Genomic DNA, 15,270 nt, shown 5'->3' with positions numbered 1-15,270 from the left:
GCTTGACTCAGCCAGGAAGCTTGTTGCGCCTTGCCGTGTCAGCGAGGGGGCATTATAGAGATCGCGGTCACATTGGCAAGTGCTTTTTCGAGTTTTTTTCGATTTTTTTATCGTTTGAGTGTTTTATGTGCAAAAGTCGTGTTTTTACTACTCTTCAGCTAAGTTAAGTTCGCTACACAAGCTTTATTAAGGAGAAATTATGTCACCATTACGCCGTTATAAAGGCATTGCACCCCAGCTTGGACAGCGAGTCTATATTGATAGTAGTTCAGTACTGGTTGGCGATATCAAAATGGGCGACGATTCCAGCATCTGGCCTTTTGTGGCTGCCCGGGGCGATGTGAACCACATTGAAATAGGTGCACGTTCTAATGTTCAGGATGGCAGCGTGCTTCACGTGACCCACAAAAATGAAGCGAACCCGAACGGTTATCCACTCATTATTGGTGAGGATGTTACTGTTGGCCATAAAGTAATGCTACACGGATGCATCATTCACGATCGGGTACTGGTCGGTATGGGGGCCATTGTTCTGGATGCTGCCGTCATTGAAAGTGATGTCATGATCGGAGCCGGCAGCCTGGTCCCTCCTGGAAAACGACTGGAAAGCGGCTATCTGTATGTTGGTAGTCCGGTTAAACAGGCACGTCCTCTCACTGACGCCGAACGCGAATTTTTGCTCAAATCGGCACAGAACTATGTCCAGAACAAAAACGACTATATCGAACAGGTAGAAGTGATCAGCTAACCACTTCTATTTCCCCGCGCTGGTTGAAAGCTTCATCCTCGATTAGAGCTTCAGCCAGCTCTTCCAGATCAAATCTTAGCTCCGCGAACACTGCCAGCGCCTGCTGGCTGCCCTCAATCGGACGGCCACTAAGCTTGGTGAGTTCAGCCACAGTGACCAGGCATTCGATCAGTGCCCCGGATTGCTGGGCGGGAAAGATCACCGCTTGTTTCTCTTCTGACCAGCTTTGCATATCGGGGAATAAAATCGACTGATTCATAGTTGCCCTTCCAGGTTTTTTCTCATCTCGCGCAAGATCTGCTTAGTGCCGGGGCGTAAACCTCGCCACAACATAAAGCTTTCCGCAGCCTGACCTACCAGCATACCTAAGCCGTCGTAGGCATGAGCACAGCCGTTTTCCAGTGCCCAGTGATTAAACACTGTCTGTCCTTTGCCATACATCATGTCATAGGCCACACCGCCAGCACGGAAAATCGAGCTGGAGATTTCCGGCAGCTTTCCGTCCAGGCTGGCGGAAGTGGAGTTAATTATCACATCATACCCCCCGTAGACGCTCTGCATTGGTAGCGCGTCGACCGGACCATGCTTGGAAAAAATCTGGGCTAATTGCTCGGCTTTGCTAAAGGTACGATTGGTAATAGTGATGCTGGCCGGTTGTTGGTCCAGTAGCGGTTTGATCACGCCTCGCGCCGCGCCACCTGCGCCAATCAACAGAATTCTCGCTCCCTGCAGCGCGACCTGGTGCAACAACAAATCTTGTACCAATCCTTCTCCATCGGTGTTATCACCGAGGATTTCGCCGTCATCGAGTTTTTTCAGCGTATTGACGGCACCGGCTAGCCTGGCACGTTCGGTCAGTCGTGTCGCAAATTCACATGCCACCTCTTTAAAAGGTACCGTGACATTACAGCCCTTGCCGCCGCTGGCAAAAAACTCGCTCACCGCAGTAACGAAGCCCCCAACAGGAGCCAGTTCTGCAGTGTAATGCATCGCTTGATTAGTCTGACGAGCAAATAGAGTGTGAATAAACGGCGATTTGCTGTGTCCGATAGGATTACCAAACACCGCATAATGATCCTGTTGAAAAGCCATATCCCTGCCTGAAATCAAAAAAATAAGGTCGCTATTGCGACCCTATCATTCAGTAGATTATCTGTCACCAGTCACGCGCGACTAAATATTGCGCCAACTTCGCTTCCTCGCTGCCATCAGCCGGCTGGTAGTTGTATTCCCAGCGAGCCAATGGCGGCATCGACATCAGAATCGATTCCGTGCGCCCCCCCGATTGCAGACCAAACAGGGTTCCCCGGTCAAACACCAGATTAAACTCAACATAGCGGCCACGGCGATACAGCTGGAACTGACGCTGTTGTTCGCTGTATGGCGTATCTTTACGACGCTCGACTATCGGCAGGTAGGCCTGGCAGTAACCTTCACCAACCGCTTTGATGTAAGCAAAACAGCGCTCAAATCCCCACTGATTTAAATCGTCAAAAAACAGCCCGCCGACACCCCGGGTTTCTTCGCGATGTGGCAGATAGAAATATTGGTCACACCAGGCTTTATGTTCAGCATAGACATTTTCACCAAAAGGCTCACATAACTGCTTGGCTACCTGATGCCACTGCTGGCAGTCCTGATCAAACGGATAGCATGGCGTTAAGTCAAAACCGCCGCCAAACCACCAGATCGGCTCTTCGCCCTCTTTCTCTGCGATAAAGAAACGCACATTGGCATGAGAAGTGGGCACGTAAGGATTGTTAGGATGCATAACCAAAGAGACGCCCATCGCTTCAAACTGACGACCCGCCAGTTCTGGTCGGTGCGCCGTCGCTGAAGCTGGCATTTGCTGACCCGCAACATGAGAAAAGTTAACACCGCCTTGCTCGAACACCGCTCCGGCGTTCATCACGCGGGTGCGGCCACCACCGCCAAGCCGTTCGCCCGGTTCACGCTGCCAGGCATCTTCAATAAACTTGGCCTCGCCGTCGGCAGCTTCCAACTGCATACAGATGGAATCTTGCAATTGCATCAGAAATTGTTTTACTGCGTTTTTATCTACGGTTTGCATGCTGGTTTCCTTATCTTCCTCAGCCCTGCCTCAGAACCTTGAGTGTTTTGGCATCGCGTATTTCACTGGGTTTATTGCGGCCACTAGTTTCACCCCGCACTATAGTCACTAACCGGTTTCCCAGCTGAGCTTCAACTTGTTCGGTGGTCATGCATGGCGGCTGACCCGTCAGGTTAGCGCTGGTCGAGGTGATTGGCTTTCCATAACGAAGACACAGCTCCTTGACTAACGGATGATCGGTCACGCGCACGGCAATGGTATCGAACTGACCGCTGACCCAGTCGGAGACCTGCCCGCTGGCTGGCATAATCCAGGTAACTGGCCCTGGCCAGGTGGACTGGACCCGCTGTAGCTGTTCCTGACTGAGCTGGGCTTCATCAATATAGGGTAACAGCTGCTGATATGAAGCGGCGATTAAGATCAGCCCCTTTTCTACCGGACGCTGCTTAAGCTGCAGCAGTTTTTCAATCGCCTGGACGTTATCCGGGTCACACCCGACGCCGAACACCCCTTCAGTTGGATAAGCGATAACGTCGCCACGCTGGAGTGCCGTGACGGCTTGATCAAGGTTTTCCAATGCAAGCGTTCCTCTAATCACTTTTGCTTGGCGCTCAGTGTACTAATAATCATTCTTGACTACTAAAACTTTTGGCCAATTTTTTTCCACTGTGTCAGCCGCATCCGCGCAAACGTTTGCTTGCAACCAAAATACTCGTATAATGCGCACAAAATTGTCCGCTTACCCGATTACGTAGCTTGAAGGAGTCAGAGATGAAAGTCGGAATTATTATGGGTTCTAAGTCAGATTGGCCAACCATGAAGCTAGCTGCTGAGATGCTTGACCGATTTGGTGTCGCTTATGAAACTAAAGTGGTTTCTGCCCACCGTACTCCTCAACTGCTGGCGGATTACGCCAACAGCGCCAAAGAACGTGGATTGAAAGTGATCATCGCTGGCGCCGGTGGTGCTGCCCATTTACCTGGCATGGCGGCCGCATTTACTTCTCTGCCGGTACTCGGTGTGCCGGTTCAGTCTCGTGCTCTGAAAGGAATGGATTCACTGCTGTCTATCGTCCAGATGCCGAAAGGTATTGCTGTTGGCACCCTGGCAATTGGCGAAGCCGGTGCGGCGAATGCCGGTATTCTTGCCGCGCAAATCATCGGCACTCACGATGAAGCGGTCATGGCCAAAGTCGAAGCCTTCCGCGCCGAACAGACTGAGACCGTTTTAGCTAACCCAAACCCTGCCGAGGAGTAATTCATGCACGTACTGGTACTCGGAGCAGGCCAACTGGCAAGAATGATGTCCCTGGCCGGCGCGCCGCTAAACATCACGATTTCCGCCTATGACGTCGGCAGTGAGACTATCGTACATCCGTTAACTCAGGCGGTACTAGGTAGAGGGCTGCAAACCGCGATTGAGCAAGCAGACGTGATCACGGCCGAATTCGAACATATTCCCCATGCAGTGCTGGACGAATGTGACCAGAGCGGGAAATTCCTGCCGACAACGACGGCAATTAAGGCCGGCGGAGACCGCAGACTGGAAAAAGCGCTGCTGGATCAAGCCCAAGTCCGTAACGCCAAATACGCAGTGATCCGCAGCCGCGCTGACCTGGATGCAGCCATCGACTATGTCGGTTTGCCTATGGTGCTGAAAAGCGCGCTTGGCGGTTACGACGGTAAAGGTCAATGGCGTTTAAAACAGCGGCAGCAGGCTGAGCAGGTCTGGTCAGAAATGGCCGATTGCATCGCTGCGACACCGAATCAGGCCATTGTCGCCGAGCAGTTCATTCCTTTCCGCCGTGAAGTATCGCTGGTCGGTGCCCGCGGTAAAGACGGCAGTGTGGTCGTTTACCCACTGGCAGAGAATGTGCACACCGACGGCGTACTCAGTTTATCCACCGCTATCGCGGATCCGGAACTGCAACAGCAAGCCGAGCAGATGTTTACCGCTGTGGCCAACAGCCTGGGTTATGTCGGCGTATTGGCGCTGGAGTTTTTTGACCTCGATGGCCAGTTATTGGTGAATGAGATAGCACCGCGAGTCCACAACTCTGGCCACTGGACCCAGCAAGGGGCAGAAACCTGCCAGTTTGAAAACCATTTGCGTGCGGTGTGTGGATTACCACTCGGCAGTACTAAGCTGGTGCGTGAAACCGCAATGATCAATATCCTCGGTCAGGACAGTGTTCCCGAACAGGTACTGGCAATGGGTGGTTGTCATGTTCACTGGTACGGCAAAGAAAAACGTCCCGGGCGTAAAATGGGGCATATCAATGTCTGTGGCGACTACAGCGGTGAACTGCAACGTAAACTGTGTGCGCTGGCTGAGCTGCTGGACGAACAGGCCTATCCGGCGCTGCATCAATTCGCCCGTCAGGTACAAGACTGATTGCTGACGTCCAATCAAGAACGCAAAGTAAAAAGCCGATGGTGTTCCCATCGGCTTTTTGGTCTCAACTTGCTGAGAGCTACTCTTGCTCTGTCTCTTCTTCCCGGTCACGCTTGGTATAGAAACGGGCAAAGAACAGACCAATCTCAAATAGCAGACACATTGGGATCGCCAGCAGCGTCTGGGAAATCATATCCGGCGGCGTCAACAGCATGCCGACGATAAACGCCGCCACCACAATATAAGGCCGTTTCTGCCCCAGACTTTTCACGTCGGTTGCACCGGTCCAGCACAGCAGGATAATCGCGACAGGCACTTCAAATGCCACGCCAAACGCAAGGAACAACGCCAGGACAAAATCCAGATAGCTGGCAATGTCGGTGGCGAATTCTACCCCTCCCAGCGAAATGGCCGTAAAAAAGCCAAACACCAGCGGGAATACCACAAAGTAAGCAAATGCAACGCCGCAATAAAACAGTAACGAGCTGGAGAACATCAGTGGCATAACCAGTCGCCGCTCATGTTTATACAGCCCTGGCGCCACAAAGGCCCACACCTGATAGAGGATAAAAGGTACCGCAACAAACACCGACGCGATTAAGGTCAGCTTTAGTGGCGTGAAAAATGGTGATGCGACATCGGTCGCGATCATCGTCGCCCCTTCCGGCAGTCTTTCAACCAGCGGTGCGGAGACAAATTCGTAAATATCGTTGGAGAAATAGATCAGACCAACAAACACTACCAGCACAGCGGCCAGTGCTCTCAAAAGCCGATTTCTCAGCTCCAGCAGATGACTGATCAACGGCTGTGTCTGCTCAACAGAAGACATGTCTAACCTCATGTGACAGAAAAAACACACAGGACAGCGCAGGCTGTGCCTGTGTGGCTATAGTATCAGGACTTGGTGTCTGACGTCTTATCTTGCGTATCCTGCGCGGCAGCAGGTTCAGCCGGCGACTTATCTTCAGCCGGCTTGGTCTGTTTGTCGCTGGTAGAGGAATTACTTGCGTAAGGTCTGGTAACGTCCTCAGCGGCACGTTTCAGCTCATCCATAGACGATTTCAGGTCTGGAGAGAGATCTTCCATTCCCATCTTCTCAGCTTTACGCAAATTATCCTGCAGTTCCTGCATCTTGAGCTCATGAGAGAGCTCATCCTTGACGTTATTGGCCATACTTTTAGCAGTGCTGAGGAATTTCGACACACTGCGAATGGCGTGAGGCAAACGCTCAGGCCCTAGTACAACCAATCCGACGACAGAGATTAATACCAGTTCCCAAAAACCGATATCAAACACGAGTTATGCCTGCTCTTTGTCTTTTTTTGTCTCAGCAGTCGCGTCCGTTTTCTGCTGTTCCAGGTTTTTTGGCTCGAAATCCGCGTCTGCTTCGGAGTCTTTACCCTTAGCGGCAGAATCATCGTCGCTCATGGCTTTCTTAAAGCCTTTCACGGCACTACCCAGATCGCCACCGATGTTACGAAGCTTCTTGGTTCCAAATAACAAAATTACGATTACGGCAATAATTAAAAGTTGCCAGATACTGATACCACCCATTTATTTCTACCTCGGGTCTGTTTCACAAAAAACGGATACATTCAAAACTTATCGTGTTACTGACGATAAGTTCGCCAACTGAACAGCCAGAACAACAATCCACTGCCAGCACTGGCCATGGCCAGCTGTTCATAAGCGTTGTTGACCAATATTGCCGAACATACGACTAACGTGGCGCCAACACCAAATAAAAACCTGCCTGTCGCCTGCTGTCGTTTAGTTAGACGATAGCCTTGGTAAAGCAGTTCCATTCGCTGGTTCATCTCTTTACCTTGTTTTAGGCTATCATAAAGCAACTCGGGCAATTCGGGCAGCTTCTCTGCCCAAAAAGGTGCGCGATCTTTCACTGCATTGATCACAGCCTTAGGTCCGACCTGGTTCATCATCCATTCTTCGAGGAATGGTTTAGCGGTTTGCCAGAGATCCAGCTGCGGATACAACTGCCTGCCGAGCCCTTCGATATACAGCAGCGTCTTTTGCAGTAACACCAACTGTGGCTGGACTTCCATATTGAAGCGACGGGCGGTATTGAACAGGTTCAGCAGTACATGGCCAAACGAAATCTCACACAAAGGCTTGGCAAAAATCGGTTCACAGACGATGCGTATCGCAAATTCAAACTCGTCGATATTGGTTTCACGTGGAACCCAACCCGATTCAACGTGCAGTTCGGCCACCTTGCGATAGTCACGATTGAAAAATGCCAGAAAGTTTTCCGCCAGATAGCGTTTATCTTCACTGTTCAACGTACCGACAATACCACAATCCAGCCCAATCCAAGTCGGGTCTTCAGGGTGTTCATATTTAACGAAAACATTGCCCGGATGCATATCAGCGTGGAAAAAACTGTCGCGAAATACCTGAGTGAAAAATACACTCACGCCCCTTTCCGCCAACAGCTTCATATTGGTGCCGTTGGCTTTTAGCCCTTCGATATCCGAAACCTGAATGCCGTATATTCGCTCGGAAACCATGACAGTTTTATTACTTAAATCGGGAATGACCTCAGGGACATACAGCTCCTGGCTGTTGTCGAAATTGCGCCGCAGCTGAATGGCATTGGCCGCTTCCCGGCGCAGATCCAGTTCATCGAGCAACGTTTTTTCATATTCCCGCACCACTTCGACCGGTTTCAGGCGCCTGGCCTCCGGCAACGCCTTGGCTATTATACGGGCCATGCGATACATCAGTTTTAGATCGGCATCAATTACCGGACGAATATCTGGCCGAATGACTTTCAGTACCACTTCACGGCCATTTTCTTTTAACCGGGCGGTGTGCACCTGGGCAATGGATGCCGAAGCCAGCGGCTCCAGATCAAAGTCGGTGAACCAGTTATCGAGACTGCCTCCCAGAGCCTGCTCCATCTGCTGACGAGCCAGCTTGCCGTCAAAGGGAGATACCCGGTCCTGCAGCTGTGCCAGAGGGTCGGCGATATGTGGTGGAAACAGGTCCCGGCGGGTCGACATCATCTGGCCAAACTTGATCCAGACCGGACCCAATTCCTGCAGCGCCAAGCGGAGACGATCGCCAACCGGTTTGTCAGGGTGTTTATTTTTTAGCCAAAACAGTGACTTACGCGCCAAAAGCGGCGCTTTGGTTAACTGGTGTTGTTGCGGCAGCAGTTCGTCCAAGCCATATTCCAGCTGGACTTTGGTGATGCGATACAGGCGCTTTAGCTCAGTGAACGTCATGCAAGCTCCAACAGCTGATTGAGCCGGGCTTCCATTCGTGCCGCCTGGCTGGTGACCTCATCAACCTGGTCACAGTAATGCATGATCTCCAGTGCCCCCGGCGCTAAACGCCACTCTTCAGTAATCACTTGCCCGAGATAGCGCTGTTGTCTTGCTGCGCCATGTGATAACCACTGGCCCACTTGTTTCGCGCCACGCACCAGAGTATGCGCCACAACATCGCCGGTCAGGCGCGACAGCCACTCTTCAATATCCGGCTTGCAGTCGACCATCAACTGGGCAAACTTCTGCGCCAGCTGGATGTCGCCTTCCAGCTGCAGTTTATCTTGTTTGATTAGACGGGTAATGTTGGCCTGCTCTTTCAGCTCCGGCAAAGTATCAAGTGTGAGAGAAAGGTAGCAGTCAGGCTGGCCTTCGTACTCAGCCAGCACATCGATTTTCTGACTAAAGATAAAAGTCAGAGTTTGGTTCACTTCCGTCAGGTGAATCTGAATCACTTGCCCTTTCAAACGGACCACCCGTTGCGTTAGCTCCGGGTCGTCTTTGATTAGCGCATTCAGGGTGGTTTCAATCACCGCGGTAACAACGGGTTCCAAGGGCATAACGGCTCCCTAAAACTTGTAGCCGCGGTGCAATGCAACGATGCCGCCGGTCAGATTGTAAAAGCTGGCGTTTTCGAATCCGGCCTGTTCCATCATCCCTTTCAGAGTCTCCTGGTCCGGGTGCATACGGATGGATTCCGCCAGATAACGGTAGCTCTCTGCGTCGTTGGCAATCACCTGACCCATCTTAGGCAGCAGGTGGAACGAGTAGGCATCGTATATTTTGGACAAAGGCTCAAATAGCGGCTTGGAAAATTCCAGCACCAGCAGGCGACCGCCTGGTTTTAATACCCGGTACATGGAGCGCAGCGCTTTATCTTTATCGGTCACGTTACGCAGACAGAAACTGATGGTGATGGCATCGAAATAGTTATCCGGAAACGGCAGCTCTTCGGCATTGGCCTGAACATAATGCACGTTGCCGACCACACCGATATCGCGCAGTTTGTCGCGACCGACTTTCAGCATGGAATTGTTGATATCGGCCAGAATAACGTGGCCTTTTTCACCGACAATACGGGAAAATTTCGCGGTCAGGTCGCCGGTACCACCGCCGAGATCGAGAATACGTTGACCAGGACGGGCGCCGCTGCAATCAATGGTGAAGCGCTTCCACAAGCGGTGGATGCCCCCCGACATCAAATCGTTCATGATGTCGTATTTAGCAGCAACGGAATGAAATACTTCGGCTACTTTAGCCACCTTTTCGTCTTTGGCGACCGTGGTAAAGCCAAAGTGAGTGGTTTCTTGCGATTGATTGTCTGATTGCACGCTGATATCCGTCATGATGGTCCTCTTTAGTGACGCCTAAACCCAACAGGCGTTACCGGCGGATTAGTTTACTTTATCCTCGGTTGGATGTCTTTCACCTAATTCAGAAAAACCGTCAGTTTGCGCCATCTGTAGCAAGTCATCGGAAATCGACCGTTTCACATCTACGCCCAGCTGTTTAAAGCTTTCAGCCTGGCGGATAACATTGCCGCGGCCGCTGGCCAGTTTGTTCATCGCCCCCTGATAATTCTGGTTGGCCTTATCCAGCGCCCCACCCAGGCTTTCCATGTCGGTCAGAAACAGGCGCAGCTTGTCGTATAGCTTGGCGGCCCGCTCGGCAATCACCTGGGCATTCTGGTTCTGCCGTTCATTGCGCCATAAATTATCTATGGTTCTCAAAGCCACCAGCAAAGTGGTCGGACTGACCAGCAGGATATTGTGGTTCAGCGCCTCTTTCACCAGGCTGGGGTCTGCCTGTATGGCGATTTGAAATGCCGGCTCGACCGGAATAAACATCAGCACATAATCCAGGCTATGGATGCCTTTTAGCTGCTGGTAATCTTTCTGGCTGAGACCCTTGATATGATTTCTCAGTGCCTGCAGGTGCTCGCTGAGCGCCCGCGCCCGATGCTGGTCATCGTCGGCATGGAAATAACGTTCGTAAGCAACCAGCGCCATTTTGGAGTCGATCACCACCTGTTTGTCGCCCGGCAGATAGACCACCACATCCGGTTGGTACCGTTTACCGGCCTGATTCTGCAAACTGACCTGGGTATGATATTCATGCCCTTCGCGCAGCCCGGATTCCGCCAGTACCCGAGCCAGCACCACTTCACCCCAGTTGCCTTGCTGTTTGTTGTCGCCTTTCAGCGCCTGGGTCAGGTTTACCGCCTCCTGGGCCATCTGCTCGTTGAGACGCTGCAGGTTTTTCAGCTCGTGTACCAGGGTATGGCGCTCTTTGGCTTCCAGATTAAAACTGTCATTAACCTGCTTTTTGAACCCTTCCAGTTGTTCTTTGAGCGGATTAAGCAATCCCGCCAGGCTCTGGCGGTTCTGCTCATCCACTTTCGCGGTTTTGCTTTCAAACAGTTGATTGGCTAAGTGCTCAAACTGTTGCTTTAGCCTCTGTTCAGCCTGTTCGAGCAACTGCAGTTTTTCCTGGCTGTTGTCCAGTTGCTGTTGATGACGCAACTGCTGCTCATGCAGTTGCGTCTCCAGTTGAGAACGCTGCTCGCGCAACTGGCTGATCGCTTCGGCATACTGCTGGCGCTCCTGTTTGATCGCCTCGAAATAGCGCAGCTTTTCTGCCGCCGCCATCAACTGCCCATGCAGCTGCTTCTGCTCCAGAGCCGCTTTGTCCCGTTCGTCATCCAGCTGCTCCAGCTCTTGCTGTGCCTCTTCCAGCTGCCTCTCAAGCTGCTGCTGACGAGTCTGGGACCAGTGCTGATTGGTCTCCAGCTGTTGCTGCAATAACTGTTGCTGAGCCTGCATTTTTTGCTTTACCCACCAGCCGGCGATCCCCCCGCTGGCGATCGTGCTCATCGCGATCGACACCAACAGAACGGAATTATCTAGAATCCATTGCATAATAGACAGTTAACTCAATAAGAACCTAGTGTTCATGGTATTTTACTACTGGATAAATGTCCAGTTTGTGGCACAGTAGTTGACCGTTAGACTAGCCAAACTCGCTGGGATATTCCCCCCCATGCAAGGCACCATTCAAACCAACGATTACAATAAAAAAGGAATACTGATGAACGAACGTCGCGCTATGGTGCTGGCCCTGTGTGCTGTGCTGCTCTGGTCTACCGTCGCCACCGCCTTTAAACTGACACTGGCGGAATTCACCCCGATCCAGATGCTGACCGTTGCCAGTGTGGTCTCGGCCCTGGCACTGCTGCTGATCTGTGCCTGGCAGAAAAAGTTAGCGTTGATCGGTAGCACCTTTGCCTCCAATCCCTGGTATTACCTGCTATTAGGCTTAATCAACCCGCTGTTCTACTACCTGATTCTGTTCAAAGCCTATGACCTGCTACCCGCCTCGCAAGCCCAGGCGATAAACTACAGCTGGGCTATCACCCTGACATTGATGGCAGCGCTGTTTCTCGGCCAGAAGATTCGTAAGCAGGATTGGTTGGCCTGTCTGCTGAGCTATTTTGGTGTCATCGTTATCGCCACTAAAGGCGACCTGCTGGGGCTGAACTTTGACAGCCCGCTCGGTGTCGGGCTGGCGCTGCTGTCGACCCTGTTATGGGCCGGTTACTGGATCCTGAATACTAAAAATCAGGCCGATCCGATTGTGGGCGTATTGCTCGGATTTACCGTCGCGATCCCTTTTGCCGTCGGGCTGAGTTGGTATGAAAATGCCGATTGGCAGCAGATCACCCTGCAAGGCTGGGCTGCGGTGGTGTATGTGGGGCTGTTTGAAATGGGCATTACCTTTGTACTCTGGTTGTCGGCGCTGAAATCGACACAGAATACCGCCCGGATCAGTAATTTGATTTTCGCTTCACCGTTTATCTCGTTGATTTTACTTTCCACCATTATAGGTGAGCAGATCCACCCCGCCACTTTGATCGGCCTGGTATTGATCATTGCCGGTCTTATCATCCAGCAGCTTAAACTTGGCAAACAAAAGCTCGCTAAGCCATCGTCTCAGAACAACTGATAAGCCATGGCACTACCCTGTCCCCGTACCTGATCGATACTCTCTGCCAAATCCGGGGACAACTTGAGCGCCCTGGCCGCCGGATGGTGTTCTAGATAATCTCGCTTGGCTTTGATTTCAAATATGGAATCCCAGCGGGCATGAATATCCCGCGCCAGATAAAGCACACAGGCGAGCCGTTTAGATTCACTGGCTTTAGCCGGATGATTGATATTGGCGATGGCATCTATCATATCTGCGGGAAATTGCCACTCTTCGGCTAAGGCGGCCCCAAGACTGGACGCATCGGTCGCCAGAATGTCGCGCTGCGCTTGGACAGGCTGCTGGCCCTGGTCGATACACTGTTTAATCTGCAATGCTTTTTCCGGCTCCAGTGCATGGATCATTAATTCGCCAATGTTATGCAGCACACCTGTGGTGAAGGTCTGATTGGGATCGACTTTGGCCGGACGAGCCAGACTACTGGCAATCATCGCTACCTCAAAGGTGTTGGCCCAGTAATCTTTCAAATTCAGCGTGTCCAGATTGGCAAAAGTGGTGGTGAGAATAGACGATGACACCAGGCTGCGAATCGCCCCGGTACCGACCCGGATAATGGCATCATTAATGGTCGAAATACCCTTTACTCCGCCAAAGTACGATGAGTTGGCCATTCTGAGCACTCGGGCACTCAGTACTTGCTCCATCGACATTTTGCGGGCAAGTTCGCCAAAATCGATGTTTTCACGATTCACCATCTGTAGCAGTTCCTGCAACACGCTTTCTATTCTTGGCAGCTCATTGATCCGGGCAATCAGCGCTTCATGGCTCATGGCGTCACTCCTTTGACTGGCAAATACCATTACTATAGAACAGGATCTTGCATTCAGTTGCACACCTATTCACCAGCGAGGCATTGCTGCCAATACGGTTAGGTTTACTTTATCTGTGACCACTGCGTCGTTCTAAGCTTGCCCATTTATCCGCCAGTTATTTGCGCTATATCAAACCTGCTGCGAACTACCGTACAGGTCACACAATATTCATACTCAACCGGGTTAAATGCTATCTACAATTTAAGTGGCGATCGGGAATGCAACGCAGGAATTGAGTCATGTTAGCCAAACACCGGAACTACCTATTGCAAGACGCTAAGCCGCTTCATGCTCATGTCGAGGTGATACCGACCGGTTTGATAGCGGTCGAGATACTGGAAAAACATCAAAACCATCAGTCTGAATTTGATCAGTTGCACTTCGATCGCAGTGGCAATACAACCAAGCTGGTGGGGAAAGAGGTTTACCGGGGTCGACCGGTAGAGTGGCAACTGCCCTTAGCAGAGCAAGATGCCAATGAGCTGGAGCACTTGATCGAAGAAGCTTCGGAAGAGTTAGAAATTCTGATGCGCGATCTGTAGCGACAAACGTGAATGCTGGTAGGCCTGTACCAGCTTCAGAGAAACCAGGCGCTGCTTCGGCAGCGCCTATTTCTTTGCCGCTAACTGACTGTCGACTGGACAGTGACGCATTTCAATGAGCGTTCAGCTAGCCGGCTTTTTCTTGGTCGCGCAGATTAAACCCACTGCCCGGCGACGTAACCGGAGCTCCAGGCCCACTGGAAGTTGTAACCTCCCAGCCAGCCAGATACGTCCATCACTTCACCAATGAAGTACAGCCCGGGCACCGATTTGCACTGCATGGTTTTCGACGACAACTCATCGGTATCCACACCGCCAAGCGTAACTTCTGCGGTGCGATATCCTTCGGTGCCATTCGGCGCAATGGGCCAGTTTTCCAGTAGTGAGACGATTTCGCTGAGCTGCTTGGCTGAGAATTGCTTCAGCGGTTTATCTTGTAGCTGGCCGCGCTCGATCAACGCTTCCACCAAGCGTTTGGGCAGCACTTTGGCCAGGGTGTTTTTCAGGCTTTGATTGGGGTGTTTTTGCTGCGAACGTTGCAATAGCTGGTCGATATCCTCATTCGGAACCAGGTTGATATTTACTGACTGGCCCGGGCGCCAGTAAGAGGAGATCTGCAGCACTGCCGGGCCGGACAAACCTCGGTGGGTGAACAGCAGCGCTTCTTTAAACAGCTGACCGTTTTCCGCTTCGATTTCACTGGGTAGCGCAATACCGGACAGTTCTGCCAGTTGCTGTTTATCCTGGTCATGCAGGGTAAATGGCACTAGGCCGGCAGTGGTCGCCACTACGTTCAGACCAAATTGCTCGGCCAGTTTATAGCCAAACGGTGTTGCACCTAGCTTTGGCATCGACAGCCCGCCAGTGGCCACCACCAGCGACTGACATTCAATACTGTCGGTGTTGGCCATCAGACGGAAACCCTGCTCGGTTTGCTCTATCTGATGCACATCTTGCTGATAGCGCTGTTCGATGGTCGGTTGATCGCATTCCGCCAGCAACATGCTCACTATCTGTTTGGCCGAGTCGAGACAAAACAGCTGACCGTGTTCGCGTTCTTCAAACTCAATATTATGCTTGCTGACCAGAGCGATAAAATCCCAGTTACTGTACTGAGACAACGCTGATTTGACAAAGTGAGGATTGCGGCACAGGTAGTTGTGCGCGCTGACATCATAATTGGTAAAGTTGCAGCGGCCGCCGCCAGAGATAAGAATTTTACGTCCCGGTTTTTTGCCGTGATCCAGCAGCAGTACCCGACGTCCACGACGCCCCGCTTCTGCAGCACACATCAACCCCGCCGCTCCTGCGCCGATGATCACAACATCAAACTTTTCAATCACTTAAATTTCTCTCAAACCGGCCAAAC

Annotated in this window: 18 protein-coding genes; 5 read left to right on the top strand and 13 right to left on the bottom strand. The window is 51.7% G+C overall.

From position 1 onward, the window contains the following. The first annotated feature begins 199 nt into the window (after positions 1-199). The gene (locus ACQY6F_RS09805) at positions 200-748 is read left to right on the top strand and encodes a gamma carbonic anhydrase family protein (protein WP_428774004.1); all 549 of its coding nucleotides are present in this window, start codon (positions 200-202) and stop codon (positions 746-748) included. Here ACQY6F_RS09805 and ACQY6F_RS09800 read toward each other — a convergent pair. The 4 genes from ACQY6F_RS09800 to ACQY6F_RS09785 form a co-directional block, all read right to left on the bottom strand. Next, positions 741-1,007: a DUF1488 domain-containing protein gene (locus ACQY6F_RS09800; protein WP_428774002.1), complete on the bottom strand. Its 267-nt coding sequence runs from the start codon at positions 1,005-1,007 to the stop codon at positions 741-743. The two genes, ACQY6F_RS09805 and ACQY6F_RS09800, sit on opposite strands and share 8 nt — an antisense overlap. Then, positions 1,004-1,840 carry a shikimate dehydrogenase gene (gene aroE / locus ACQY6F_RS09795; RefSeq protein ID WP_428774001.1) on the bottom strand — a complete coding sequence of 279 codons (837 nt, stop codon included), beginning with the start codon at positions 1,838-1,840 and terminating at the stop codon, positions 1,004-1,006. Before aroE ends, ACQY6F_RS09800 begins: the two co-directional genes overlap by 4 nt. Positions 1,841-1,904: 64 nt before the next feature. Continuing rightward, positions 1,905-2,819, bottom strand: coding sequence for an oxygen-dependent coproporphyrinogen oxidase (gene hemF, locus ACQY6F_RS09790; RefSeq protein WP_428774000.1), 915 nt, complete (start codon positions 2,817-2,819; stop codon positions 1,905-1,907). Between the two features lie 19 nt (positions 2,820-2,838). After that, positions 2,839-3,396: an L-threonylcarbamoyladenylate synthase gene (locus ACQY6F_RS09785; protein WP_428773998.1), complete on the bottom strand. Its 558-nt coding sequence runs from the start codon at positions 3,394-3,396 to the stop codon at positions 2,839-2,841. Between the two features lie 194 nt (positions 3,397-3,590). Between ACQY6F_RS09785 and purE the strand changes: the two genes are divergently transcribed. After that, complete coding sequence (gene purE, locus ACQY6F_RS09780) at positions 3,591-4,076, top strand: 5-(carboxyamino)imidazole ribonucleotide mutase (protein WP_428773996.1); 486 nt, start codon at positions 3,591-3,593, stop codon at positions 4,074-4,076. A gap of 3 nt (positions 4,077-4,079) precedes the next feature. Beyond that, positions 4,080-5,213 (top strand): 5-(carboxyamino)imidazole ribonucleotide synthase, encoded by a 1,134-nt coding sequence (locus ACQY6F_RS09775; RefSeq protein ID WP_428773995.1) that lies wholly within the window; start codon positions 4,080-4,082, stop codon positions 5,211-5,213. Between the two features lie 79 nt (positions 5,214-5,292). Here ACQY6F_RS09775 and tatC read toward each other — a convergent pair whose 3' ends face one another. The 7 genes from tatC to rmuC all read right to left on the bottom strand — a co-directional run bounded on the left by tatC (position 5,293) and on the right by rmuC (position 11,421). Further along, complete coding sequence (tatC, locus tag ACQY6F_RS09770; protein WP_428773994.1) at positions 5,293-6,042, bottom strand: twin-arginine translocase subunit TatC; 750 nt, start codon at positions 6,040-6,042, stop codon at positions 5,293-5,295. Positions 6,043-6,107: 65 nt separating this feature from the next. Then, on the bottom strand, positions 6,108-6,509 hold the full coding sequence (tatB, locus tag ACQY6F_RS09765; protein WP_428773993.1) for a Sec-independent protein translocase protein TatB: 402 nt from the start codon (positions 6,507-6,509) through the stop codon (positions 6,108-6,110). Between the two features lie 3 nt (positions 6,510-6,512). Continuing rightward, positions 6,513-6,767, bottom strand: a complete 255-nt coding sequence (gene tatA / locus ACQY6F_RS09760; protein ID WP_428773991.1) for a Sec-independent protein translocase subunit TatA — start codon at positions 6,765-6,767, stop codon at positions 6,513-6,515. Between the two features lie 56 nt (positions 6,768-6,823). Then, complete coding sequence (gene ubiB, locus ACQY6F_RS09755; RefSeq protein WP_428773990.1) at positions 6,824-8,461, bottom strand: ubiquinone biosynthesis regulatory protein kinase UbiB; 1,638 nt, start codon at positions 8,459-8,461, stop codon at positions 6,824-6,826. Then, positions 8,458-9,063 carry a ubiquinone biosynthesis accessory factor UbiJ gene (locus tag ACQY6F_RS09750; RefSeq protein ID WP_428773988.1) on the bottom strand — a complete coding sequence of 202 codons (606 nt, stop codon included), beginning with the start codon at positions 9,061-9,063 and terminating at the stop codon, positions 8,458-8,460. Before ACQY6F_RS09750 ends, ubiB begins: the two co-directional genes overlap by 4 nt. Positions 9,064-9,072: 9 nt before the next feature. Continuing rightward, positions 9,073-9,849 carry a bifunctional demethylmenaquinone methyltransferase/2-methoxy-6-polyprenyl-1,4-benzoquinol methylase UbiE gene (gene ubiE, locus ACQY6F_RS09745; protein ID WP_428773987.1) on the bottom strand — a complete coding sequence of 259 codons (777 nt, stop codon included), beginning with the start codon at positions 9,847-9,849 and terminating at the stop codon, positions 9,073-9,075. A gap of 48 nt (positions 9,850-9,897) precedes the next feature. After that, positions 9,898-11,421 carry a DNA recombination protein RmuC gene (gene rmuC, locus ACQY6F_RS09740; RefSeq protein WP_428773986.1) on the bottom strand — a complete coding sequence of 508 codons (1,524 nt, stop codon included), beginning with the start codon at positions 11,419-11,421 and terminating at the stop codon, positions 9,898-9,900. A 169-nt stretch (positions 11,422-11,590) separates the two neighbouring features. On the opposite strand from rmuC, the gene ACQY6F_RS09735 reads away from it, so the two are divergent. After that, on the top strand, positions 11,591-12,505 hold the full coding sequence (locus ACQY6F_RS09735) for a DMT family transporter (RefSeq protein ID WP_428773985.1): 915 nt from the start codon (positions 11,591-11,593) through the stop codon (positions 12,503-12,505). Here ACQY6F_RS09735 and ACQY6F_RS09730 read toward each other — a convergent pair. Beyond that, positions 12,493-13,317, bottom strand: a complete 825-nt coding sequence (locus ACQY6F_RS09730; protein WP_428773984.1) for an HDOD domain-containing protein — start codon at positions 13,315-13,317, stop codon at positions 12,493-12,495. The genes ACQY6F_RS09735 and ACQY6F_RS09730 overlap by 13 nt on opposite strands. Before the next feature lie 281 nt (positions 13,318-13,598). Between ACQY6F_RS09730 and ACQY6F_RS09725 the strand changes: the two genes are divergently transcribed. Next, positions 13,599-13,901 (top strand): hypothetical protein, encoded by a 303-nt coding sequence (locus ACQY6F_RS09725; RefSeq protein ID WP_428773982.1) that lies wholly within the window; start codon positions 13,599-13,601, stop codon positions 13,899-13,901. A 155-nt stretch (positions 13,902-14,056) separates the two neighbouring features. Here the strand turns inward: ACQY6F_RS09725 and ACQY6F_RS09720 are convergent, their stop codons facing one another. Then, positions 14,057-15,244, bottom strand: a complete 1,188-nt coding sequence (locus tag ACQY6F_RS09720; RefSeq protein WP_428773981.1) for an NAD(P)/FAD-dependent oxidoreductase — start codon at positions 15,242-15,244, stop codon at positions 14,057-14,059. Between the last annotated feature and the right edge of the window lie 26 nt (positions 15,245-15,270).

This window comes from Vibrio sp., from assembly GCF_050299255.1.
Taxonomy (GTDB): Bacteria; Pseudomonadota; Gammaproteobacteria; order Enterobacterales; family Vibrionaceae; genus Vibrio.
The sequence above is the reverse complement of the archived record's forward strand: the minus strand, read 5'-3'. Positions and strand labels throughout refer to the sequence as shown.

Coding starts and splice junctions, on each gene's coding strand:
- ACQY6F_RS09805 (WP_428774004.1), top strand. CDS start 200: ATGTCACCATTACGCCGTTATAAAGGCATTGCACCCCAGCTTGGACAG.
- ACQY6F_RS09800 (WP_428774002.1), bottom strand. CDS start 1,007: ATGAATCAGTCGATTTTATTCCCCGATATGCAAAGCTGGTCAGAAGAG.
- aroE (WP_428774001.1), bottom strand. CDS start 1,840: ATGGCTTTTCAACAGGATCATTATGCGGTGTTTGGTAATCCTATCGGA.
- hemF (WP_428774000.1), bottom strand. CDS start 2,819: ATGCAAACCGTAGATAAAAACGCAGTAAAACAATTTCTGATGCAATTG.
- purE (WP_428773996.1), top strand. CDS start 3,591: ATGAAAGTCGGAATTATTATGGGTTCTAAGTCAGATTGGCCAACCATG.
- ACQY6F_RS09775 (WP_428773995.1), top strand. CDS start 4,080: ATGCACGTACTGGTACTCGGAGCAGGCCAACTGGCAAGAATGATGTCC.
- tatC (WP_428773994.1), bottom strand. CDS start 6,042: ATGTCTTCTGTTGAGCAGACACAGCCGTTGATCAGTCATCTGCTGGAG.
- tatA (WP_428773991.1), bottom strand. CDS start 6,767: ATGGGTGGTATCAGTATCTGGCAACTTTTAATTATTGCCGTAATCGTA.
- ubiB (WP_428773990.1), bottom strand. CDS start 8,461: ATGACGTTCACTGAGCTAAAGCGCCTGTATCGCATCACCAAAGTCCAG.
- ACQY6F_RS09750 (WP_428773988.1), bottom strand. CDS start 9,063: ATGCCCTTGGAACCCGTTGTTACCGCGGTGATTGAAACCACCCTGAAT.
- ubiE (WP_428773987.1), bottom strand. CDS start 9,849: ATGACGGATATCAGCGTGCAATCAGACAATCAATCGCAAGAAACCACT.
- rmuC (WP_428773986.1), bottom strand. CDS start 11,421: ATGCAATGGATTCTAGATAATTCCGTTCTGTTGGTGTCGATCGCGATG.
- ACQY6F_RS09735 (WP_428773985.1), top strand. CDS start 11,591: ATGAACGAACGTCGCGCTATGGTGCTGGCCCTGTGTGCTGTGCTGCTC.
- ACQY6F_RS09730 (WP_428773984.1), bottom strand. CDS start 13,317: ATGAGCCATGAAGCGCTGATTGCCCGGATCAATGAGCTGCCAAGAATA.
- ACQY6F_RS09725 (WP_428773982.1), top strand. CDS start 13,599: ATGTTAGCCAAACACCGGAACTACCTATTGCAAGACGCTAAGCCGCTT.